Source organism: Rhodococcus sp. LMD, from assembly GCF_056108245.1.
This window is the reverse complement of record NZ_CM148557.1, coordinates 4,453,249-4,475,174: the sequence shown is the minus strand read 5'-3', so window position 1 is coordinate 4,475,174 and position 21,926 is coordinate 4,453,249. Positions and strand designations below refer to the sequence as shown.

Annotated in this window: 17 protein-coding genes; 11 read left to right on the top strand and 6 right to left on the bottom strand. The window is 72.1% G+C overall.

What is annotated here, in order from left to right; genetic code table 11:
- Nucleotides 1-232: 232 nt before the first annotated feature.
- On the bottom strand, nucleotides 233-1,645 hold the full coding sequence (locus ACWPQI_RS20355; protein WP_124258867.1) for a flavin monoamine oxidase family protein: 1,413 nt from the start codon (nucleotides 1,643-1,645) through the stop codon (nucleotides 233-235).
- A 128-nt stretch (nucleotides 1,646-1,773) separates the two neighbouring features.
- On the opposite strand from ACWPQI_RS20355, the gene ACWPQI_RS20350 reads away from it, so the two are divergent.
- Complete coding sequence (locus ACWPQI_RS20350; protein WP_228287100.1) at nucleotides 1,774-2,439, top strand: TetR family transcriptional regulator; 666 nt, start codon at nucleotides 1,774-1,776, stop codon at nucleotides 2,437-2,439.
- Nucleotides 2,440-2,523: 84 nt separating this feature from the next.
- On the opposite strand, the gene ACWPQI_RS20345 is transcribed toward ACWPQI_RS20350, so the two are convergent.
- Together ACWPQI_RS20345 and gabT are read right to left on the bottom strand one after the other, a co-directional pair.
- Entirely contained in the window at nucleotides 2,524-3,969 is a 1,446-nt protein-coding gene (locus tag ACWPQI_RS20345) for an NAD-dependent succinate-semialdehyde dehydrogenase (protein ID WP_017679895.1), read from the bottom strand.
- Nucleotides 3,966-5,354 (bottom strand): 4-aminobutyrate--2-oxoglutarate transaminase, encoded by a 1,389-nt coding sequence (gabT, locus tag ACWPQI_RS20340; RefSeq protein WP_048773259.1) that lies wholly within the window; start codon nucleotides 5,352-5,354, stop codon nucleotides 3,966-3,968. Before gabT ends, ACWPQI_RS20345 begins: the two co-directional genes overlap by 4 nt.
- A gap of 134 nt (nucleotides 5,355-5,488) precedes the next feature.
- Between gabT and ACWPQI_RS20335 the strand changes: the two genes are divergently transcribed.
- From ACWPQI_RS20335 to ACWPQI_RS20325, 3 genes are all read left to right on the top strand, one after another.
- Nucleotides 5,489-6,991: a PucR family transcriptional regulator gene (locus tag ACWPQI_RS20335; RefSeq protein ID WP_474738473.1), complete on the top strand. Its 1,503-nt coding sequence runs from the start codon at nucleotides 5,489-5,491 to the stop codon at nucleotides 6,989-6,991.
- A gap of 434 nt (nucleotides 6,992-7,425) precedes the next feature.
- On the top strand, nucleotides 7,426-7,935 hold the full coding sequence (locus ACWPQI_RS20330; RefSeq protein WP_108754953.1) for a helix-turn-helix domain-containing protein: 510 nt from the start codon (nucleotides 7,426-7,428) through the stop codon (nucleotides 7,933-7,935).
- A gap of 224 nt (nucleotides 7,936-8,159) precedes the next feature.
- A complete protein-coding gene (locus ACWPQI_RS20325; RefSeq protein ID WP_474738472.1) occupies nucleotides 8,160-8,630 on the top strand; it encodes an RES domain-containing protein in 471 nt (156 codons plus the stop codon).
- Nucleotides 8,631-8,958: 328 nt separating this feature from the next.
- Here ACWPQI_RS20325 and ACWPQI_RS20320 read toward each other — a convergent pair whose 3' ends face one another.
- Nucleotides 8,959-11,994: an NAD-glutamate dehydrogenase domain-containing protein gene (locus tag ACWPQI_RS20320; protein ID WP_474738471.1), complete on the bottom strand. Its 3,036-nt coding sequence runs from the start codon at nucleotides 11,992-11,994 to the stop codon at nucleotides 8,959-8,961.
- Between the two features lie 122 nt (nucleotides 11,995-12,116).
- Nucleotides 12,117-13,076: an intradiol ring-cleavage dioxygenase gene (locus ACWPQI_RS20315; RefSeq protein WP_474738470.1), complete on the bottom strand. Its 960-nt coding sequence runs from the start codon at nucleotides 13,074-13,076 to the stop codon at nucleotides 12,117-12,119.
- Between the two features lie 210 nt (nucleotides 13,077-13,286).
- Between ACWPQI_RS20315 and ACWPQI_RS20310 the strand changes: the two genes are divergently transcribed.
- Entirely contained in the window at nucleotides 13,287-13,484 is a 198-nt protein-coding gene (locus tag ACWPQI_RS20310; RefSeq protein ID WP_006935226.1) for a DUF4177 domain-containing protein, read from the top strand.
- Between the two features lie 10 nt (nucleotides 13,485-13,494).
- On the opposite strand, the gene ACWPQI_RS20305 is transcribed toward ACWPQI_RS20310, so the two are convergent.
- Nucleotides 13,495-14,100 (bottom strand): TetR/AcrR family transcriptional regulator, encoded by a 606-nt coding sequence (locus tag ACWPQI_RS20305; protein WP_017679902.1) that lies wholly within the window; start codon nucleotides 14,098-14,100, stop codon nucleotides 13,495-13,497.
- A gap of 189 nt (nucleotides 14,101-14,289) precedes the next feature.
- Between ACWPQI_RS20305 and ACWPQI_RS20300 the strand changes: the two genes are divergently transcribed.
- The 6 genes from ACWPQI_RS20300 (at nucleotide 14,290) to ACWPQI_RS20275 (ending at nucleotide 21,901) form a co-directional block, all read left to right on the top strand.
- Nucleotides 14,290-15,654 (top strand): flavin-containing monooxygenase, encoded by a 1,365-nt coding sequence (locus ACWPQI_RS20300; RefSeq protein ID WP_017679903.1) that lies wholly within the window; start codon nucleotides 14,290-14,292, stop codon nucleotides 15,652-15,654.
- Nucleotides 15,651-16,574, top strand: a complete 924-nt coding sequence (locus ACWPQI_RS20295; protein WP_064065702.1) for an alpha/beta hydrolase — start codon at nucleotides 15,651-15,653, stop codon at nucleotides 16,572-16,574. Before ACWPQI_RS20300 ends, ACWPQI_RS20295 begins: the two co-directional genes overlap by 4 nt.
- Nucleotides 16,575-16,578: 4 nt before the next feature.
- Nucleotides 16,579-18,177, top strand: a complete 1,599-nt coding sequence (gene fadD1 / locus ACWPQI_RS20290; RefSeq protein ID WP_124258862.1) for a fatty-acid--CoA ligase FadD1 — start codon at nucleotides 16,579-16,581, stop codon at nucleotides 18,175-18,177.
- Nucleotides 18,178-18,245: 68 nt separating this feature from the next.
- On the top strand, nucleotides 18,246-19,670 hold the full coding sequence (locus tag ACWPQI_RS20285; protein ID WP_017679906.1) for an aldehyde dehydrogenase family protein: 1,425 nt from the start codon (nucleotides 18,246-18,248) through the stop codon (nucleotides 19,668-19,670).
- 46 nt (nucleotides 19,671-19,716) lie between these two features.
- Nucleotides 19,717-20,832, top strand: a complete 1,116-nt coding sequence (locus ACWPQI_RS20280) for an NDMA-dependent alcohol dehydrogenase (RefSeq protein WP_010596031.1) — start codon at nucleotides 19,717-19,719, stop codon at nucleotides 20,830-20,832.
- 19 nt (nucleotides 20,833-20,851) lie between these two features.
- The gene (locus ACWPQI_RS20275; RefSeq protein WP_017679907.1) at nucleotides 20,852-21,901 is read left to right on the top strand and encodes a TIGR03617 family F420-dependent LLM class oxidoreductase; all 1,050 of its coding nucleotides are present in this window, start codon (nucleotides 20,852-20,854) and stop codon (nucleotides 21,899-21,901) included.
- Nucleotides 21,902-21,926: the final 25 nt, after the last annotated feature.

Genomic DNA, 21,926 nt, shown 5'->3' with positions numbered 1-21,926 from the left:
CAGGGACTGTGGTGATCAGTGTGGGCCGCACCGACGGTGCCGGGCCAGGGATCCGGCGGCCGGATCGGGTGCGAAAGGTTCGGAGGGCGGCGGCGCTGCCGGAGGGCGGCGCCGCCGGGACCGGAATGCTCACCTCGTCGTGAGCGGGTCGGACGCCGAGACGGGCGCCGAGCGAGCGTGAAAACTGTTGTGAAACCGGATCTTCGGATCTGCCGGGGGAAGGGCGGGGCGGTCAGTGCGCCGGGGCGCCGGCCGCCGCGGTCGCGCGGGAGCCGAGGGCGTCGAGAATGCGCCGGGCCGTGTCCTCGCCCATGCGCACGGCGCCGTCGACGTGCTGGTAGCCCTCGGCGGCCAGGTCGGACGACGAGAAGAGGATCGGTCCGACGGGTGTGAGCTGGTCCTTGCCGTAGCGGTGCAGGCCGCCGAGATCGTAGCTCGCCGCGTAGGCCCCGCGGGTCCACTCCTCGGAGCCCCAGTCGGATTCGTAGTAGACCACCGGGTTCTGGGCCTTCTCGCCGAGATAACCGGCCATGGACGAGAGGATCGCGGCCTTGCGTTCCGCGGCGGAGAGTTCGAAGACGGCGTCGGCCTTCTCGTCCGCCACGAACGCCACCAGGGTGCCCCGCGGATCCTCGAAATTGGTGTTGTCGTAGATCTCCTGGACGAGCGCTCCGGCGCCGAAGCACGTGCCGGACAGGCCCTCCTCGCGCCAGAACGGCGTGTCGTACACGGCGTGCACCTTGATGACGAGCCCGAGGGACTGGTGCTGGTGCATCTGGTGCTGGCGGCGCGGCAGCGGCGGGACGTAGGAGATGCGGGAGTACAGGTTCGGCGGCACGGCCAGCACGGCGAACCGGGCGTCGACGGCGACCCCGTCGGCCACCGCGCGCACGCGCCCCGGCGCCCCGGCCTCCGCGCCCTCGGACCAGTGCAGGGTCCGCACCGGATTTCCGAGAAACACGTCGTCGCCGAGCCTTTCGGCCAGCCGCTCCGACACCTGCTGCATACCGCCGACGACGCGCTTGTCGAGGATGAAGTCCTCGTCCACGAGGTTGCTGAACGAACCCGCGGATGCCGCCATGAGGATCGCCTGCAGCGCGGAGAACGCGTGGGCCGGCTTGGTGAGCATGCCCCCGGCGATGAACAACCCGATGTTGGCGCACGCTTCCTCGTCGTCCGAGTTGGCCCGGAGCCAGTGGTGGAAGGAGACGGTGTCGAGTTCCCGCGCCCGCGGATGCGCCCACGGCTCGTGGGGGCCGATCTCGGCGGCGAGCGCGTCGAGCAGCGCGATCAGCTTGTCCATCTCGGCGCGGGTGTGCTCGGAGGTCGGGAACGTGTCGCCGCGGTACCGGACGGGCCGGCCCTCGGCGTCGAGGTAGATGTTCTCGCCGTCGCGGTAGCGGGCGAAGGTGCGCAGACCCAGTTCGTCGAGGAGGGCGATCAGGGCGGTCTGGTCGGGGGACACCCACTGACCGCCGATCTCGAGCATCGCTCCGTCGATCGTGTCGGTCCAGGTGCGGCCGCCGACGCGGTCGCGGGCTTCGAGGACGGCGACCCGCAGGCCCGCCTGTCGCAGGCGGTAGGCGGCGGTCAGGCCGGACGGTCCCGCCCCGACGACGACGACGTCACGCTCGATGGATTGCATGGGATTCCCCTTCGAGAAAATGAACGACATTCATATGTGTCGCATCACACTGTAACCTCATCGAGGCGCGAGGAGAAGACCCTCGCGGCAATTCGTGGCCGGAAATCGTGAGACGGAGGGGGAGCGGCGTGGGAGAGGGGACGCACCGGCGCGCCGGCCGGCCGTCGACGAAAGTGCTGTCTCGGCAAGCGATCACCGACGCCGCACTCGACGTGATCGAACACGGCGGCTACGACGCCTTCACCGTCGCCAAGCTCGCCCGCGCCCTCGGGGTGGCCCCGTCCGCCCTGTACAACCACGTGCGCTCGAAGCAGGACGTCCTGCTGTGGGTGCAGGAAGATCTCATGACCAAGGTCGACGTCAGCGGGTTCGGCACCGAGCCGTGGGCCGTGGCGACACGGCGCTGGGCCCTGTCCTACCGGGACGTGTTCGCCCGGCACGCGCCGCTGGTCCCGGTGATCGCCGTGATGCCCGTCGCGGGCGCGCCCCGCACCCTCGCGGTCTACGAGGCGGTGGCCGCGGGCTTCGCCGAGGCCGGGTGGCCGATCGGGACCATCGTGCCGGTCGTCGTCGCGCTGGAGTCGTTCATCTTCGGCTCCGCGCTCGACGCCAACGCCCCGGCCGACATCTTCGACACCGCCGACCTCGCCGGCGTCAGCCCGGTGTTCACCGCGGCGATCGACGCGTTCGCCGGCTCGGGCGGCGACTACACCCCGGACGCCGGTTTCGACGCCGGCCTCGACGCGATGATCGCCGGACTCGAGGCGCGCCTGGATCGGCTCCGGAATGACTGAGTCCCAATAGGATACGGCTCGGCCCGGGAGCGCGACGTGCCGCGCTCCCGGACCGAGCCGGTATTCGGATTCCTGATGGTCCCGCTACAGGGCGATGTACTTGGTGTCGAGGTACTCCTCGATGCCCTCGGCCGCGCCCTCGCGGCCGAAACCGGACTCCTTGACGCCGCCGAAGGGGGCGGCGACGTCGGAGATGACCCCGCGGTTGACCCCGACCATGCCGGTCTTCAGTGCGCCCGCCACGCGCATCGCGCGGTCCAGGTCGCGGGTGTAGAAGTAGGCGGCCAGGCCGTACTCGGTGTCGTTGGCGGCGGCGACGGCCTCGTCCTCGGTGTCGAAGACGGTGATCGCCGCGACCGGGCCGAAGATCTCCTCGCGCAGCAGCCGCGCGTCGGCCGGCACCTCGTCGAGCACGGTCGGCGGGTAGAACGTGCCGGGCCCGTCGGGGATCTGCCCGCCGGTGCGGACCCGGGCGCCGCGCTCGACGGCGTCGCGCACCAGCGCGTCGACCGTGGCGCGCTGCCGGGCGGTGATGAGCGGGCCGAGGTCGGTGCCGTCGTCGAGGCCGTGGCCGCTGCGCAGCGCCGCGATGCGGGCGGTGAGCTTGTCGGTGAACTCGACCGCGACACGGCGGGCGACGTGGAAGCGGTTGGCGGCGGTGCAGGCCTCGCCGCCGTTGCGCATCTTCGCGGCCATCGCGCCGTCGACGGCGGCGTCGAGATCGGCGTCGTCGAACACCAGGAACGGGGCGTTGCCGCCGAGTTCCATCGAGGTGCGCAGCAGCCGGTCGGCGGACTGGCGGACCAGCAGCTTGCCGACGCCGGTGGAACCGGTGAAGGTGATCTTGCGCAGCCGCGCGTCGGCGAGCAGCGGCCCGGTGAGCGCCGCGGCGTCGGTGGCGGGCAGGATCGACAGCACCCCGGCCGGCAGGCCGGCGTCGGCGAAGACCTGCCCGAGCAGCAGCATCGTCAGCGGGGTCTCGGCGGCCGGCTTGACCAGGATCGGGCAGCCCGCGGCCAGGGCCGGGCCGATCTTGCGGGTGGCCATCGCCAGCGGGAAGTTCCACGGGGTGATCGCCAGGACGGGCCCGACCGGTTCCTTGGTGACGAGGATGCGCCCGTTCCCGGCGGGGGCGGTGGCGGTGCGGCCGCCGATGCGCACGGCCTCCTCGGCGAACCAGCGCAGGAACTCCGAGCCGTAGTTCACCTCGCCGCGGGCCTCGGCGACGGTCTTGCCCATCTCGAGGGTGATGACGCGGGCGAAGTCGTCGGCGCGGGCGTGGACGAGTTCGAAGGCGGTGCGCAGGATCTCGCCCCGCACGCGCGGCGGGGTCGCCGCCCACTCGGCCTGCGCGGCGACGGCGAGGTCGAGGGCGCGCAGCCCGTCGTCGGCGGAGGCGTCGGCGACGTCGGCGAGCACCGCGCCGGTGGCCGGGTCCTCGACGGGGAACGTCGCGCCGGTGGACGAGTCGGTGAGCTTGCCGCCCAGCCAGAGGCGGGTCGGGACGCCCGCGGGAAGGGTGTGGGTCATCGGGTGACTCCTGCCAGGGTCGGGCGCACGCCCGCGACGTCGCGGACGGCGGCAGCGAGAACGTCGAGGCCGTCGGTGAGCAGCTCGTCGGAGATCACCAGCGGCGGCAGCAGGCGGACGACGTTGCCGTAGGTGCCGCAGGTGAGCACGATGACGCCCTGCTCGAGCGCCTTCGCGGCGATCGCCTTGGTGGCCTCCGGGTTCGGCTCGCGGGTGCCGGGCCGGACGAACTCGACGGCGAGCATCGCGCCGCGGCCGCGGACCTCGCCGACGATGTCGACGTCCGCGGCGAGCGCCCGCAACCGATCGGTGGCGATCTGCTCGATGCGCCGGGCGCGGCCGCACAGGTCCAGCTGCTCGATCCGGTCCAGGGTGGCGAGCGCCGCGGCGCACGCGACGGGGTTGCCGCCGTAGGTGCCGCCGAGACCGCCGCCGTGGACGGCGTCGATCAGTTCGGCGCGGCCGGTCACCGCGGCGAGCGGCATGCCGCCGGCGATGCCCTTGGCGAGGGTCATCAGGTCCGGGACGATGTTCTCGTCGTTGCCGGCGAACCAGTCACCGGTGCGCGCGAAGCCGGTCTGCACCTCGTCGGCGACGAAGACGATGCCGTTGGCCTTCGCCCAGTCGACGAGGGTGGGCAGGAAACCCTTGGCCGGCACGATGAATCCGCCCTCGCCCTGGATGGGCTCGAGCACGATCGCGGCGACGTTGTGCGCGCCGATCTGCTTGTCGATCTGCGAGATCGCGCGGTGGGCGGCCTGCTCGCCGGTGACCTCGGTGCCGTCGTAGTTGCGGCCCTCCCGGAACGGGTAGGACGCCGGCACACGGTGGATGTCCGGGGCGAACGGGCCGAAGCCCTCCTTGTAGGGCTGGTTCTTCGCGGTCAGCGCCATCGTCAGGTTGGTGCGGCCGTGGTAGGCGTGGTCGAAGACCACCACGGCGCTGCGACCGGTGGCGACGCGGGCGATCTTCACCGCGTTCTCGACGGCCTCGGCGCCGCTGTTGAACAGCACCGTGCGCTTGGCGTGGTCGCCGGGGGTCAGGGCCGCGAGCTTCTCGGCGACGGCGATGTAGCCCTCGTAGGGGGTGACCATGAAGCAGGTGTGCGTGAAGTGCGCGACCTGCTCCTGTACCGCCGCCACGACCGCCGGGTCCGAGGCGCCGACGCTGGTGACCGCGATACCGGAACCCAGGTCGATCAGGGCGTTGCCGTCGACGTCGACGACGATCCCGCCGTCGACGTCGGCGGCGTAGACCGGCACGGAGGACGCCACACCCGCCCCGACCGCCGTGCGGCGACGCTCGGTCAGTGCCGCCGAGCGCGGGCCGGGCAGCGCGGTGACCAGGCGACGCTGCTGTGGAAGGCGGTATTCGATGCTCGTCATGGGGGACTTCCTCGGGCTCGGCGGCGTAGAGACGATTCGAGTATGGGAGCGGCGGCGGACCCGAGACAGGGCCGATCCGTACAACTCGGCGAATCGCACCGCGCCATTTCGTCGAGGCGTCCTACGATGGCCCCATGAGCGTCGGCATCGCCTGGCTACTGCGGCAACCGGGACTGGGATTGACCCTGCGCGGTGGCCGAGCCGGGATGGACCGGAAGATCGGCTTCGTCCAGCCCACCGAACTGCTGGACCCGCGGCCGTGGCTCTCCGGCGGGGAACTCGTCCTCACCATCGGCCTGGGATTGGAGCCGGCGGCGGGCGGCGACTACGTGCGCCGCCTCGCGGAGGCGGGCGTCGCCGCCCTCGGCTTCGGCACCGGGCTGTCGCACGAGCGGATTCCGCAGTCGGTCCTCGAGGCGGCCGACGCGGTGGGGCTGGCTCTGTTCGAGGTGCCGTACACGACGCCGTTCGCCGCCGTGAGCCGTGCCGTCACCGCCCGGCTCGCCGAGCAGCAGTACGAGCTCGTGCGGCGCGCCGCCGACACCCAGGTGCGCATCACCCGTGCCGTGCTGCGTGGCGGTGTGCCGGCCGTCGTGCGGGAACTGGCCGTCGCCACTCACACCGCCGTCGCCTACCTGGACGAGCGCACCGGGGAGGTGGCCGCCCACCCCGAGGCCGCGGCGGAGCTGGCGGAGCAGATCCCGGAGTTGCGCCGGGACGGCGCCGGCTCGGTCACCACGAGCCGGCCCGGCCGGACGCTGACGGTGCAGCCGGTCACGCACGCCGGCGTCGTCAGCGGATACCTGGCCGTGCAGGCCGACCGGCCGCTCGAGAACGTCGAACTCGTCCTGATCGGCCACGCCGTCTCCCTCGTCACCCTCGAGCTGGACAAGCCGCGGCGGCTGCGGGCGGAACGGAACGCGCTGGGCGCGAAGGTGTTCGGTCTTCTCGTTGCCGGTGCCCTCGACTCCGGCGACGCCTCGGAGTATCTCGCCGACGCGGTCGGCACCCGCAACCGAATCCGGATCCTGCAACTGCACACTCCGACCCCGGCCGACGTGCGGCGCGTGCTCGACGCCGGTCTCGGTGCCCGGCAGCGGCCGCTGTACGCGCGCAGCGACGACGAGACGCTCACCGTGCTGCTGCGCGGCGAGGACACGCTGTCCGACGTGGCGGCGCTGCTGGCGGACCTGTCCCCGCCGCAGGCCCGCACCCTCCGCGGCGGCCTCAGCGCCGCGCACCGGCTCACCGACACCCGCCGCGCCGTCGAACAGGCCGAGCATGCCGTCGCCGCCGCGGACGCGGCCCACCGCCTCGTGGAATTCGACGCCACCCACGGCACCGCCCTGCTCGCGTCCCCGGCGGTGCGGGCCGTTCTCGAATCCGTGGCCGCGTCGACGGTGTCCGCTCTCGCCGACTACGACCGCGGCCGCGGGACCAGGCTCGTCGCGTCGCTGCGGGCCTTCCTCGAGGCGAACGGGCAATGGGAGGCGGCGGCCGCGGCCCTGGAGGTGCACCGGCACACCCTGCGCAGCCGGATCGCCAAGGCGGAGCAGGTGCTCGGCGTGGACCTCGGTGATGCCCGCGTCCGGGCAGAGCTGCTGCTCGCCTTGCTGATCGGGGAACCGGCGCCTTAGATCACCGGCCTCATCGTGAAAGGAAGAGCCGTGACCAGGCAGTTCGTGCGTGTACCTGAAAGTGCCGGCGCAGCGCGGCGAGGAGTGTCATGGTGCCTCGACAAGTTCGGGTGGTCCGCCGATCCCGAATCCGACCCCAGGGAAACTCCAGGGAAGTCGATGCGCATCCACATCGTCGAGCCGAGGCAGTCCCCTCCTTCGCTTTCTTTTCTTGTTTATCTTGTTCAGAGGCGTAGCCTGGGGATATGAGCACGAAGCGGACCGGTCGTACGAACATCGGGTCGGCCTCGACCGCGCGCACGAAGGACAGGGGTCGGGCGGCCGGGACGAAGTCCCGCACGTCGACCCCGCGGACGACGCCGCCCGCGTCCGGCGCTGCAGGTACCACGACTTCGGCGCCGGGTGCAGCGGGCTTTTCCGCGGTGTTGAAGGACGTGCTCGGCAGTGTGCCGGAGGCGGAGCGGGAGAGTTTCGTGCTCGGCGTGGTCGGGGACGAGGGTGAGGGGCTGGACGCAGGGTTGTGGGGGCGGGGTCCGTCCCCGGCCGAGCGTAGACACGCCGCATTGGAGAACCTGCGCCGGCAGTATCGGGCCCGTCGCGCGGTGGTGGCGGAGTCCCTGACCCGACCGGAGGCCGCGGAGCTGCTCGAGGTGTCCGAGCAGGCGGTCCTCGATCGTCTCAAGGCGGGGGATTTGATCGGGGTGAAGAAGGGCCGGGAGTGGCGACTGCCGTCGTGGCAGTTCGACGCCGACACCGAGCAGGGCTTCGTGCCCGGCCTGGCCCGGGTGAGTCGGGTGTTTCCCGGGGGTGCGGTGTCTTTGACCGAATGGGCCCTGAACGTGAACCCCGACCTCGACGGCGCGACCCCGGCCGAAGCGCTCGCCGCCGGGCGCATCGACGACGTCGTGCGGGCGGCCGAGGCCGGCACCGCAGCCGCGTGGTAGCCCCACTTCCCGCACCGACGCGACCGCTGCATGGCGGACGAGCATGGGTCTGGCGGTGGCGCGAACCGAGCCCCGGCCACCCGTGGCGCTGGTGCCGCATCTACCACCCGTCCCCGCACACCCCGAACGGAACCACCCACCGGCACTTCGGGCCGTTGCACCGACTGGACCCGCATCTGCCGGCCCCCGACGGTGCGCCGCGGACGTGTCCGGACGGGCGGTCGGTGCTGTACGTCGCCGGCAACTTGGCCACGGCGCTCGGCGAGGTCTTCGGGGATTTCCCTGCGGCGGCGGTGTGCCCGCGCTACCGGGTGGCGCTGCTGCGACCGACCGCCCCGGTCACCGTGCTCGACCTGCGCGGGCAGGGCGCGGCGATGCGCATCGGTGCGCTGCCGTCGCTGGCCACCGGCGACTATCCGCGCCCGCGCACCCAGCAGTGGGCGCGGGCGATCTACGAGGATCAGCCCGTGGCTCGACGGCGTATCCACGGTGTCTACTATGACGCCGCGCATTCCAACGGTCCTGCGTTGGCGTTGTGGAACACCGAGGACCGGCTCGAGGTACCGGCCGACTCGCGCGGCGCGGTACAGGACTTCGCGCTGGCGGAGCCGCGGATGTGGCCGCGCGTGGTCGATGCTGCGGTGAGTCTGGGCATGCGCGCCGACCTGGTCGCCCACTGCCCCACCTGCTCGTAGTGGGGACCATCCAGGAGAGGCTGTGGCAGAAGGAGTTTCAGCCTCCTGCGTGTACGGCCTGCCCGCCGCGCGGGTGTTCTCGACCCGCTGTACGCTCCGAATGGCCCTCTCCTCCCTGCCCCACCTGAGTGGGGTCGCGGATTCTGTCCGTAGGGGATGAGGCGAGGCGATGCGACGAACCGCGGCGCGGCTTGCGGTGGCGTATCGGGCCCCGGGACACCGACCGCGCGGCACATCCCGGTGCCGGGGCCGGGTCCCGGGAACGCAACGCATCATCCACGACATGCGTCATGCCGCACGCAAGAGCCGATCCATAAGAGACACCCGCTCAGCGGTCGAGCAGGCGCAGCTCCCCGGCGATCACGGCCAGCCGGGCGGTGTCCACCGCGTCCTCACCGCGGAGCCGGTCGAGGAGCCGCACGAGCCGGTGCGCGCGATCGGGCAGGTCCGCGGCACGGCCGTCGAGCGCGGTGACGACGAGCGCGTCGAGCCGGTCGGCGATCTCGTCGCGCAGAGCCGCCGCACCCATGGCCTCCCAGTACGGGCCGCGCACCCGGGTCACGAAACCGTCCAGGAGCCGGCGAATGTGGAGGAGGTCGGCCAGTTCGTCGCGGGCCGCGGCGACACGGGCGGGGTCGATGCCCAGGCGCAGCGCCACCGCGGCGTTCGCGAAGGCGCCGCGGCAGTCCTCGGCCGAGGGCCGGTCGCCCAGGGCGGCGGCGACGGGCGCGGCGAAGACCGCGACGAGAGCCTCCGGTGTGTCCGCGTCGGTGCACGCACCCGCGAGCACGTCGCGGAGCGTCCGGCGGGCGGTGTGGCGCAGCAACCACGCCATCTCGGCCTCGACGACGCGCGCGAGCGCGCTCAGTTCCGCCACCGTGGTGCGCGCGTCGGCGCCCGCCGCGAGGATCCGGGCCCGGATGTCCTCGGTGTGCAGCACCCGGCTGACCACCACGTAGGCGAGCGCCGAGTCCTCGGTGGCGGCGCCGAACCGTTCCTCGAACCGGTACAGGGCGCCGGGGCCGAGCCGGTTGACGAGTTCGTCCGCGAGCGACGCGACGACGATCTCCCGGCGCAGGGGATGCTCGGCCACGCCGCTCGCGGCGCGGGCCCGGATCTCGGCGGGGAAGTAGCTCTCGGCCCACGGGGCGCAGGCCGGGGAGTCCGGCAGCGACGACGCGGCCAGCTCGCTCGCGACGACGTTCTTCGACTGCGCCAGGAGCACCGCCAGCTCCGGGCGCAGCAGGCCCGTGCCCGCTCGCCGCCGCTCCCGGATCTCGTCCGTGGTGGGCAGGCTGTCGTCGCTGCGGGGGATCCGGCCGGCCCGCGCCAGGTCCTCGATCAGGCGTTCGTGCTGGGTGAGCAGCGCCGGGGCGTCGTGCTCGCCGGCTCCCAGGGCGAGCACCTGATCGCGGGAGGCCGTGAGCACCGCCGCGGCCACGTCGTCGGTCACCGCGGCGAGCAGGGTCTCCCGCCGCCCGGGCGCCAGCGTCCCGGCCGCCACCGCGCGGTCGACCGCGATCTTCATGTTGACCTCCCGGTCCGAGGTGGCGACGCCGGCGGCGTTGTCGACGAAATCGCCGTCGCAGCGGCCGCCGCAGCGCGCGTACTCGATGCGGGCGGCGCGGGTGAAGCCCAGGTTGCCGCCCTCCCCGACGACGCGGGCCCGTACCTCGCGGGCGTCGACCCGGACCCGGTCGTTGGCGGGATCGGCGGCGTCGCCGTGTGTTTCGCCGGAGGCCTTCACGTACGTGCCGACACCGCCGTTCCACAGCAGGTCCACGGGCGCTTGCAGGACGGCCTTGATCAGCTCGTCGGGTGTCAGCGTCGCGGCGTCGATCCCGAGGGCCGCGCGGGCAGGGGCGGACAGCGGCACGGATTTGGCGGTGCGCGGCCACACGCCGCCGCCCGCAGAGATCACCGCGGGGTCGTAGTCGGCCCAGGACGAGCGCGGCAGCGCGAACAGCCGCGCCCGCTCGCGGTGGGCGGCGGCGGGGTCCGGGTCGGGGTCGAGGAAGATGTGCCGGTGGTCGAACGCGGCGACGAGGCGGATGCGGTCGCTGAGCAGCATGCCGTTGCCGAAGACGTCACCCGACATGTCGCCGATGCCCGCGACGGTGAAGGTCTGCGTGTCGACGTCGTGGCCGAGCTCGGCGAAGCGGTGCCGCACGGCCACCCACGCGCCGCGGGCGGTGATGCCCATCGCCTTGTGGTCGTAGCCGGCCGACCCGCCCGAGGCGAAGGCGTCGCCGAGCCAGTAACCGTATTCGGCGGCCACGGCATTGGCGGTGTCGGACATGCGGGCGGTGCCCTTGTCGGCGGCGACCACCAGGTAGGCGTCCGCGCCGTCGTAGGCGACGGTGTCGGGCGGGGTGACGGGCGAGCCGTCGACGATGTTGTCGACGACGTCGAGCAGGCCGCGCACGAACGTGGTGTAGGCGGTGGTGAGGTCCGCGCCGGAGCCGGGCCGGAGCACGAACGCGCCCTTCGCGCCGCCGGGGACGATGGGCGCGTTCTTGACGGCCTGGGTCGCCATCAGCCCGAGGACCTCGGTGCGGTAGTCCTCCGGGCGTTCGGAGAATCGCAGTCCGCCGCGCGCGACGAGCTCGGCCCGCACATGCACGCCCTCGACGTCACGGGAGTGGACGTAGATCTCCCGCACCGGCACGATCGCTGCGCCGACGCTCAGCGCGGACGGATCGAGCTTGAACGACGCGTACGATCTGCTGCCCCCATGCTGGAACCAGTTGGTGCGCAGCGTCGCGTCGACGAACGAGCGCAGCCCCCGCAGGGTCCGGTCCAGATCGAACGTCGCGGCACGATCGATGTGGCCGGCCACCGCCGCGCCCGCGGCGGCCACGGCGCCGTCCCGGTCGGGCAGCCCGGGCCGGAACCGGGCGTCGAACAGCGCGGCGAGGTCCGCCGCGAAGCCGGGGGTGGCGGTCAGGCAGCCGAGCATGTACGCCGGCGACAGGCCGATCCCGGCCTGGGCCAGGAACCGGACGGCCGCCCGCACGAGATCGACCCACCTCCACGAGATTCCCTCCTGCAGAACGAGAATCGAGAAGTCGTCGATCTCGGTGCGGCCCTCGGTGCCCGCGACGAACGCGTCCGCGATCAGCTCGAGCACCCCGGGATCCGGAGCGACGGTTGCGGCCGGTGCGATCGTGAAGTGGTGCGTCCCCGGCTCGTCCAGCGGCCGGTGATCGCTGACGTGGAGGCCGAAGCGCCGCAGGACGTCGACGACGTCGGTGAGGGTGAACCGGTGGTCCGGCCAGGTCGCGACACAGCCGAGCGGAGTGCCGTCGGCAGGATCGAGGAAACGCAGGGTCGTCGTGTGCTGGGACAGGGAGGGGGCGCTCACGGGGGGTCCTTTCCGGGGCGGCGGCGATGGGGCGAGTCTGCCGCCGTCGCACCCCCACAGGGCAGGGCCGAAATGGAGCGGACGAAGCGTAAGGGCACGCCGAATCGGCGCGGGCGGTCCCGTCACTGCCCGGCCGGCGGACCTGCCGGGCGGCCCCCTGCCGGGCCACCACCCATCCCGCCCTGCGGCGGCATGTCGGACTGGACGTTCGCCGATTTCTCGGCGACACCGATCGTGATGTCGACGGCGTAGCCGGTGTCGATGCTGCCGCTGACGGTCGCGAGTTCGGCGTCCCAGCCGTCGCCGAAGACGTTGTCGGAATCGAGACCGACCTGCGCGAGGTTGCGGGTGCTCTGCGAATAACCTTCGGCCTGCGCGTACACCGTCTCGCACACGTCCTGGGGGAGGGCGATCTGCGACGTCAGCCGGGCGTTGTCACCGGCGACGGCGACCTCGAGGGAGTCGTAGACCTCGAAGTGGATGTGCGGCCAGCGTCCCGAATAGCAGGCCGGGAAGATCGAGGTGAACGAGACGGTGCCGTCGGCCCCGGCCACCTGCACGCCGCGCAGGTAGTTCTGCTCGGTGACACCCTCGCTGTAGAGCGAGTAGTTGCCGTCGCGGTCGCAGTGCCACAGGTAGACCGCCATGTCCGCACCGGCGGCGCAGTCGGCCGCCAGATCCTGCAGGTGCAGCGTGACGGTCGTCGGCACGCCCTCGGCGGTGCCGGTGTAACTGCCGAAGCTGGTGGTGAGGTCGCGCCGCACGATTCCCGACTCGATCAGGACGTTGGGCCCGTTCGATCCGTCGCCGGGATACGGTCCGGCGGTCTCCTGCGGTGCGGCCGCCACGCACCCGCCCGTGGCCGCCGCGGTCGTGCTCGACGCCGTGGTGGCGGAGGCGGCCTCCGAGGTGGACGTCGACCCACCCGTCGAGCACGCGGCGAGGGCGGCGGTGCCGGCCACGCCGAAGACGGCCAGCATCCGCCGGCGCGACAGCATCGTCCTCATGTCGTGGGCCAGGCCCAGGTCGTGCTCGTGGAGGTCGGGGTCGGTGGGAACGCGACGCGCCCGGCGTGAACTCATTGCGGTGTCCTCTCGGTTCGGTTCGGTGAGGTTCACGCTACGAAGCGATGCTGGGGAAACTGTGGACGGAAGCTGGGAACCTGCTGACAGCCTGGCTCGGGTGGATTCGTACTTCCGTCGTCGAGCGCGGCTCGCACCGGGTGGGCGCGAGTAGGATGCGAAGGGTCGGCGCCCCTGCTGATTCCCGATCGCCACGACATGAGGAATGCGATGTACTCGTACAAGGTCGTCGAGGTCCGCGAGAAGATGCTCGGCGGGAAGATGTCCGGTGACAAGCTCGAGGATCTGCTCAACGAGCATGCCCGGCAGGGGTGGCGCCTGAAGGCCATCACGTCCGCCGAGATCAAGGGCCGCGTCGGCCCGGGCGGGGTCGAGGGATTGCTCGTCACCTTCGAACGCGAGGGCTGACGGGCGCCGATCAGCGCGGCGCGGCGGGCGACAGGCCGGCGAGCACGTAGCGCCGCACGTAGCGCAGCACGGCGGCGTCGTCGTCGGGGTCGAGGGTGTTGCCGGGCACCGTCGCGAGGCTGATGAGCGAGCGCGCCACCCACTCCGCGGCCTCGACGGGCTCGGCGTCGTCGCGGACCTCCCCGCGTTCGATCGCCGCGACCACGAACTCGAGCCAGAACGCCGCGAGGTCGGGAACGAGTTCGCGGACCCCCGCGCCGGCGCACGCCGCGAACTCCTCGGGCTCGGCGGCGCGCAGCCGGAGCGGCAGCGCCCCCGGATCGTCGTAGGTGGCCCGGCCGATCCGGACGCCGGCCGCGAGCTGCTCGACGAAGGTGCCGTAGCCGGCGAGGGCCGTCCTGGCGGCGGTCCAGTACGCGTCGTCGAGCCGGACGATCACGCTGCCGACCAGGCTCACCTTGTCCGGGAAGTGCCGGTACAGCCAGGCCCGGGACACCCCGGCCACCTCGGCCACCTCCGCCATCGTCGTCGCCCGGATTCCCTTGGCGCGCAGGACTTCTTCGGTCGCGGCGAGCAGCCGCTCGCGGACGCTTCCGGGTGTCGTCTCGGTGGGCACGCGCTGTTCCTCTCGGCTCGCGGACCGCCGGCCCGCGAGCCGACCCTACGCGCAGTAGACACTTTCCGAAAAGTGTCTACACCCGCGGTGAACATGTTCTACATTGGGGTCGTCGTCACCGGACGCGTTCGCGCCGGCGATCGGACCGGCTCACCGGGGGGCCGGAACCTGCACACGAGGAGCTGCGACATGCCGGCACCGACCACCGCCGTCATCGGCGCGGGAATCAGCGGTCTGACCGCAGGAAAGATGCTCGGCGACTACGGCGTGCCCTACACGTGCTTCGAGTCGTCGGACCGGATCGGCGGCAACTGGGCGTTCGGCAACCCCAACGGTCACAGCAGCGCCTACCGCTCCCTGCACATCGACACGTCGAAGCACCAGCTGTCGTTCAAGGACTTCCCGATGCCGGAGTCCTTCCCCGACTTCCCGCACCACACCCAGATCAAGCAGTACCTCGACGGATACGCCGCGGCGTTCGACCTCGAGTCCCGGATCGAGTTCCGCAACGGCGTCGTGCACGCCCGCCGGGGCGACGACGGCCGGTGGGAACTCGACACCGAGGACGGGCGCACCCGGTACTTCGACTACCTCGTCGTGGCGAACGGGCACCACTGGGACCCGCGGATCCCGGACTTCCCGGGAGAGTTCACCGGCACGTCGCTGCACTCCCACCACTACATCGATCCGCGCACGCCGATCGACTTCTCCGACAAGCGCATCCTCGTCGTCGGGATCGGCAACAGCGCCGCCGACATCGCGGTGGAGCTGTCGTCGAAGGCACTCGGCAACGAGGTCACCCTCTCCACCCGTTCGAGCGCGTGGATCGTGCCGAAGTACATCGCCGGGCGGCCCGCCGACAAGTACTACCGGACCAGTCCGCACCTGCCGCTGTCGTGGCAGCGCAAACTCGCCCAGCTCGGCCAGCCACTCCTCGCCGGCCGGCCCGAGCGGTACGGACTGCCCACGCCCAACCACAAGTTCTTCGAAGCGCACCCCACCCAGTCGGTGGAACTGCCGCTGCGTCTCGGCTCCGGCGACGTCGTCGCCAAACCCGACATCCGGTTGCTCGACGGCGCGACGGTGCACTTCGCCGACGGCACCTCCTCGGACTTCGACGTCGTCGTCTACGCCACCGGGTACAACATCACCTTCCCGTTCTTCGACGAAGACTTCATCGCCGCACCCGGCAACCACATCCGGCTCTACAAGCGGATTTTCGCGCCCGGCATCGACAACCTCGCGTTCGTCGGCTTCGCGCAGGCCACCCCGACCCTGTTCCCCTTCGTCGAGTGCCAGGCGCGGCTCGTCGCGGCCCACGTGATCGGCCGGTACCGGCCGCCGCCGCCCGACGAGATGGAACGAGTGATCGACGCCGATCAGCGCAAGTACACCGGGCACATGCTCGACCGGCCCCGGCACACCCAGCAGGTCGACTACTTCCTCTACGAGCACGACCTGCGGGTGCACGAGCTGCCCGACGGACTGAAACGTGCTGCGGCCCAGAACTCCCCACGCCCGGTGGGCAACGTCCCGGAAGGGGCACGCCGATGACGCCCCGGAACCTGACCTTCCGCTCCGGCGACGCCGACTGCGACGCCTGGCACTTCCCCGGCCGCGGCGACGCGTTCACCGGCGACGACGGACGGCCGGCGGTCGTGATGGCGCACGGCCTCGGCGGCACCAAGGATTCCGGACTCCGCGAGTTCGCCGATCGCCTGGCCGACGCCGGCCTCGACGTCGTCGCCTTCGACTACCGCGGGTTCGGCGCCTCCGGCGGCACGCCGCGGCAACGGGTCGACCTGCGCGGCCAGGCCGACGACTACCGGGCAGCCCTCGACGCGGCCGCGGCGCTCGACGGTGTCGACCGGAATCGACTGGTGCTCTGGGGAGTATCGCTCTCCGGTGGGCATGTGCTCACCGTCGGCGCCCACCGCTCCGACGTCGCCGCCGTCGTCGCCGTCACCCCGCTGGTCGACGGACCGGCCGCGGGACGGCTGGCCGGCCGGCACCACTCCGCACGGACGATGATGCGGTCCGCGGCCACCGGCGCTCGCAGCCGGGTCTCGACGCGGACCGGCCGCGGACCCGTCACCATCCCGGTCGTCGGCCGGCCCGGGGAGACCGCGGCACTCACCCTCGACGGCTACTTCGAGGACTACACCGTCCTGGCCGGACCGACGTGGCGCAACGAGATCGACGCCCGCATCGCACTCGAACTCGGCACCTACCGTCCCGGCAAGGACGCCGCCGGGCTGCGCTGCCCGCTGCTCGTCCAGATCGCCGACTTCGACCGCAGTGCGCCGCCGCGCGCCGCCGCGCTCGCCGCCGAGCGGGGCCGCGCCGAGGTCCGCCACTACCCGTGCGACCACTTCGGCGTCTGGCCGGGGCACGAATGGTTCGACGCTGCTGTCGCGCACCAGATCTCGTTCCTGTCCCGGCACCTGACCACCGACCCCACGACGACGAGGTGAGACCGTGGCAGACACCGTCCAGCAGGCACTGCGCGCGCGACTCGGCCAGACCGGCACCGCCGTGGTGTACGGCGACCGCGCCTGGACGTGGCAGGAGCACCTCGGTCGTGCGTCCGCGCAGGCCGCCGCCCTGCTCACCCTCGCGGACCCGAACCGCCCGATGCACGTGGGAACCGTGCTCGGCAACACCCCCGACATGCTCGAGGCCCTCGCCGCGGCCGGACTCGGCGGATACGTCCTGTGCGGCATCAACACCACCCGTCGCGGCGACGGTCTGGCCCGCGACATCTCGCGCGCCGACTGCCAGATCGTCGTCACCGATCGGCAGCACCGGCCGCTGCTCGACGGCCTCGACCTACCCGGGGTGCGGATCCTCGACACGTCGACGCCCGAGTGGGCGGATCTGCTCGCCGGCGCCGGCGAGCTGCGCCCGCACCGCGAGGCCGAGGCGATGGACACGTTCATGATGATCTTCACCTCCGGCACGAGTGGCGACCCGAAACCGGTCCGCGTCGCGCACCTGATGGTGCTGTTCGCCGGCCAGAACCTCATCGGGCGGTTCGGCATCACCGACCGGGATGTGTGCTACCTGTCGATGCCCCTGTTCCACTCCAACGCCGTGCTCGCCGGGTGGAGCGTCGGCGTCGGCAGCGGCGCGGCGATGGCCCCGGCCACGTTCTCGGCGTCCCGGTTCCTCGGCGACGTCCGCCGCTACGGCGCGACGTACATGAACTACGTGGGCAAACCTCTCGCCTACGTGCTCGCCACCCCGGAGCGGCCCGACGACCGGGACAACCCACTGCGGGTGGCGTTCGGCAACGAGGCCACGGACCGCGACATCGAGGAGTTCGCGCGTCGGTTCGACTGCACCGTGTGGGACGGCTTCGGATCCACCGAGAACGCCGTCATCGTCACCCGCGAACCGGGCACCCCGCGCGGCTCGATCGGCCGGGGTCTCGAGGGCGTCGCCGTGTACGACTCCGCCACCGTCACCGAATGCCCCGCCGCGGAGTTCGACGACACCGGCGCCCTGCTCAACGCCGACGAGGCGATCGGCGAACTCGTCAACACCCACGGCGCCGGGTTCTTCTCCGGGTACTACAACGACCCGCAGGCCACCGACGAGCGACTCCGGCACGGCATGTTCTGGTCCGGCGATCTCGCCTACAAGGACGCCGACGGCTGGATCTATCTCGCCGGCCGCACCGCCGACTGGATGCGGGTCGACGGCGAGAACCTGACCGCCGCCCCGATCGAGCGGATCCTGCAGCGGCTCCCGGCGCTGAGCCGCGTCGCCGTCTACGCCGTGCCCGACGCGCACGTGGGCGATCAGGTGATGGCCGCGCTCGTCCTGCGGGACGGCGCCGAGCTGACCCCCGACCGGTTCGAGGAGTTCCTCGCCGCGCAACCCGATCTGTCGCCGAAGGCCTGGCCCCGCCACGTGCGCATCGCCCCCGACCTGCCGGTGACCGCCACCAACAAGATCCTCAAACGCGAACTGGTCCGGCAGGGGCCGACCCCGGGTGACGGGGTGCTGTGGACCCGGCGGGACCGACGTGCCCCCGGCACGGGGGAGGGGTGCGCGTACGTCGCCACCGACTGAGCGGGTAGCGGTCTCGCTCAACGGGACTGCGCCGGGGACCGGCCGGCACCGCCCATAGCATCCGCGCCATGACCGCAACCATCGGCACCGACGTGCACGCGCTGCTCGAGAACCAGCAGAGGGAGTTTCGCGCACGACGGACCAGCTCCGCGGCGCAGCGCCGCGCCCGGATCCAGCGGGTGATCGACATGCTCGTCGCCCGCCGCGGGCGGATCGTCGAGGCGATCGACGCCGACTTCGGTGGCCGCCACCCGGGGTACTCCACCGTCAACGACGTGCTCGGCTCGCTGACCGCGCTGAAGTACTCGCGTGACCACCTCGAGGAGTGGATGCGGCCCGAGCACCGGTCGGTCTTCGCCCCGTACGACCAGCTGGGCGCCACCGCCTCGGTGCAGTACCAGCCGAAGGGGTCGGTGGCGATCATCGGAACCTGGAACGCGCCGGTGTTCACCCTCCTGAGCCCGCTCGCCGGGGTGCTGGCCGCCGGGAACCGGGCTGTGCTCAAGCCGTCCGAACTCGTCCCCCGCACCGCACAGGTGCTGGCCGAGGCGGCCGCCGAGTTCCTCGACCCCGCCGACGTCGCGGTCGTCACCGGCGGTCCCGACGTGGCGCAGGCCCTGACGGCACTGCCGTTCGACCACATCGTGTTCACCGGCGGCCAGGCCGCGGGCCGCTCGGTGCTGGAGAACGCCGCCCGCAACCTGGTGCCCGTCACGCTCGAGCTCGGCGGCAAGTCCCCGACGATCGTCGGGCGTTCGGCCGACCTCGCCGCCGCCGCCTACCGGATCGCGGTCGGCAAGGCCACCAACGCCGGTCAGCTGTGCGTCAACCCGGACACCGTGTACGTCCCGTCGGAGAGCCTCGAGCCGTTTGTCGCCGCGGTCCGCGCGTCGTATCTCGAACTGCTGCCCACCGCCGCCGGCAACGCCGACGCCACGGCCGTCGTCACCGAGCGGCACGCGGCACGCATCGACGGCTACATCCGCGACGCCGAACAGCGGGGGGCACGCATCGAGACCGTGCCGGCGGAACCGATCGACGCGACCGACCGGCGCCGCCCCCTGCGGCTGGTCGTCGACCCGCCGGCGGACGCGGCGATCTCGCAGGAGGAGATCTTCGGACCGGCCATGGTCGTGCGCACCTACGACGACCTCGCGGACGTGATCGCGCAGCTCAACGCCGGGCCGAAACCGCTGGCCCTGTACTACTTCGGGAAGGACGACGACGAGCAGCGCACCGTCGTCGAATCCACCACCTCCGGGGGCGTGACGATCAACGACGTGATGATGCATCCGGGCATGCTCGACGCGCCGTTCGGCGGGATCGGTGCCTCCGGCACGGGGCATTACAACGGCCGCGAGGGCTTCCTCGAATTCAGCCACGCCCGAACGGTGTTCGTCGCCCCCGACCAGGATCCGCGCCGCGAGTGGGGGATGCTGCCGCCGTACGGCGACGGCTACCGCGCCGCGATGGACGCCCAGGTCACCCCCTGACGGTGCACCGAACCCGGCCACCGTCCCACCCATCCGAAGGAACCCGATGAGAACCCGTGGCGCGATCATCCGCCAGGCACCCGGCACGTACGAGATCGCCGACCTCGAACTGGACGAGCCGCGGCGCGGCGAACTGACGGTGCAGATGGTGGCGGCGGGCCTGTGCCACTCCGACGACCACATCGCCACCGGCGACCACGCGGTCGGCAGTTACCCGATCTGCGGCGGCCACGAAGGCGCCGGCGTCGTCGTGCAGGTCGGGCCCGAGACGTCCGGCTGGAGCGAAGGCGACCACGTCGTGTTCTCGTTCCTCGCCGCGTGCGGCCGGTGCCGGTGGTGCGCCAAGGGACTGCAGAACCTGTGCGACCGGGGTGCGGCGATCATGACCGGCAGCCGGCCCGACGACCCGGCGAGTTTCCGGCTCAGTCTCGACGGGGCGCCGGTCGCACAGACCTGCGGCCTGTCCACCTTCAGCGAATACACCACGGTGAGCGTCGATTCGGCGATCAAGGTCGACAAGGACCTGCCGCTGGACAAGCTGTGCCTGCTCGGCTGCGGGGTGGGCACCGGCTGGGGCGCGGCGGTCAACTCCGCCGAGGTGTATCCGGGGCAGACCGTGATCGTGCAGGGCGTCGGCGGCATCGGCATCAACGCCGTCCAGGGCGCCGCCCACGCCGGCGCGGCCCGGATCATCGCCGTCGACCCGGTGCCGTTCAAGCGGGAGAGCGCGCTGCGGTTCGGTGCGACGCACGCCGTCGCCGACATGGCCGAGGCGACGGAGATCGCCCGCTCCTGCACCGACGGTCAGGGCGCCGACGCCGCGATCGTCACCGTGGGCGTGACGACCGGCGAGCACATCGCGCAGGCGTTCGCCGCGATCCGCAAGGCCGGCACGTGCGTGGTCACCGGTCTCGGCGCGATGAGCGACGTGGGAATCCCCGTCAGCCCGATGGAGCTGGTGCTGTACCAGAAGCGGCTGCAGGGTTCGCTGTTCGGCGCCTCGGCCCCGACCGCCGACATCCCGTGGATGATCGAGCTGTACACCTCGGGCAAGCTGAAGCTCGACGAACTGGTCACCGCCACCTACAAGCTCGACGACATCGCGCAGGGCTTCACCGACATGCACGAGGGACGGAACCTGCGCGGGATCGTCGTCTTCTGATCGACACGGAGGTCCCGAGATGGAAGTGGTGGCATCACTGCCGGCGGACACGCCGCTGAGCCGGGTGGCCGAGCGGGTGCGCCGGATCGAGGCCCTCGGATACGACACCGTGCACGTGTCGGAGACGGTGCGCGATCCGTTCGCGGTGTGCGCCCTGGCGCTCGAGCACACCTCGCGGCTGACGGTGCGGACCAGCATGGTCGTGGCGTTCGCCCGCAGCCCGATGGTCACCGCGTACTCCGCCTGGGAGCTGGCCCGCTTCTCCGGGGGCCGCTTCCAGCTCGGGATCGCGACGCAGGTCCGCGGCAACATCGTGGGCCGCTTCTCGATGCCGTGGAGCGATCCCGCCGCGCAGCTGCGCGACTACCTCGACTCCCTGCGGGCGATCTTCGACGCGTTTTCCACCGACAATCCGTTGTCGCACAGCGGAACCCACTACACGTTCGACCGGTTGCAGCCGTACTTCCGGCCCGGCCCGCTCGACGTCGCGGCCCCGCAGTTGTGGACCGGTGGGGTCAACCGCCGCATGTGCGTGCTCGCCGGGGAGCGCTCCGACGGCTTCGTCACCCACCCCACGAATTCGCATCCGCTGTTCCTGCGCGAGCGGGTCCTGCCGGCACTGCGGGAGGGCGCCGCCCGCGCCGGCCGGGGCGACGGCGGTCCCCGCGTCGTGGTGGTCCCCAAACCGATCACCGGACGCGACGACGCCGCCGTCGCCGCCGCCACCGACGCCGCACGCTCGGAGTTCGCGTTCCTGTACTCGACCCCCGCCTACCGGCGCACCCTGGAGATGCACGGTCTCGCCGGTCTCGGCGAGCGGCTCGGTGCGCTCGCCCGGGACCGGCGCTGGGCGGAGATGGCCCCGCTGATGACCGACGACGTCCTGCACGCCCTCGTGCCGTGCGGCACCTACGCGCAGCTGCCGGAGGTCCTCGGCTCCTGGTACGGCGGGCTGTGCGACGGCCTGGCGATCGACCCGCCGGCGGAACCGTCGGGCGACGACGGTTTCGCGCGCCTGCTCGATCGTCTCCGCGCGTTGCCGGAACGCCGCGCGGCCGAGGATCGGTGAGACGGACGCGGCAACTGCCGACCGG

What these genes read in the sequence shown, in the direction of transcription:
- ACWPQI_RS20355 (WP_124258867.1), bottom strand. Translation starts at nt 1,645, where the DNA reads ATGCAATCCATCGAGCGTGACGTCGTCGTCGTCGGGGCGGGACCGTCC.
- ACWPQI_RS20345 (WP_017679895.1), bottom strand. Translation starts at nt 3,969, where the DNA reads ATGACCCACACCCTTCCCGCGGGCGTCCCGACCCGCCTCTGGCTGGGC.
- gabT (WP_048773259.1), bottom strand. Translation starts at nt 5,354, where the DNA reads ATGACGAGCATCGAATACCGCCTTCCACAGCAGCGTCGCCTGGTCACC.
- ACWPQI_RS20335 (WP_474738473.1), top strand. Translation starts at nt 5,489, where the DNA reads ATGAGCGTCGGCATCGCCTGGCTACTGCGGCAACCGGGACTGGGATTG.
- ACWPQI_RS20315 (WP_474738470.1), bottom strand. Translation starts at nt 13,076, where the DNA reads ATGAGTTCACGCCGGGCGCGTCGCGTTCCCACCGACCCCGACCTCCAC.
- ACWPQI_RS20310 (WP_006935226.1), top strand. Translation starts at nt 13,287, where the DNA reads ATGTACTCGTACAAGGTCGTCGAGGTCCGCGAGAAGATGCTCGGCGGG.
- ACWPQI_RS20300 (WP_017679903.1), top strand. Translation starts at nt 14,290, where the DNA reads ATGCCGGCACCGACCACCGCCGTCATCGGCGCGGGAATCAGCGGTCTG.
- ACWPQI_RS20295 (WP_064065702.1), top strand. Translation starts at nt 15,651, where the DNA reads ATGACGCCCCGGAACCTGACCTTCCGCTCCGGCGACGCCGACTGCGAC.
- ACWPQI_RS20285 (WP_017679906.1), top strand. Translation starts at nt 18,246, where the DNA reads ATGACCGCAACCATCGGCACCGACGTGCACGCGCTGCTCGAGAACCAG.
- ACWPQI_RS20280 (WP_010596031.1), top strand. Translation starts at nt 19,717, where the DNA reads ATGAGAACCCGTGGCGCGATCATCCGCCAGGCACCCGGCACGTACGAG.
- ACWPQI_RS20275 (WP_017679907.1), top strand. Translation starts at nt 20,852, where the DNA reads ATGGAAGTGGTGGCATCACTGCCGGCGGACACGCCGCTGAGCCGGGTG.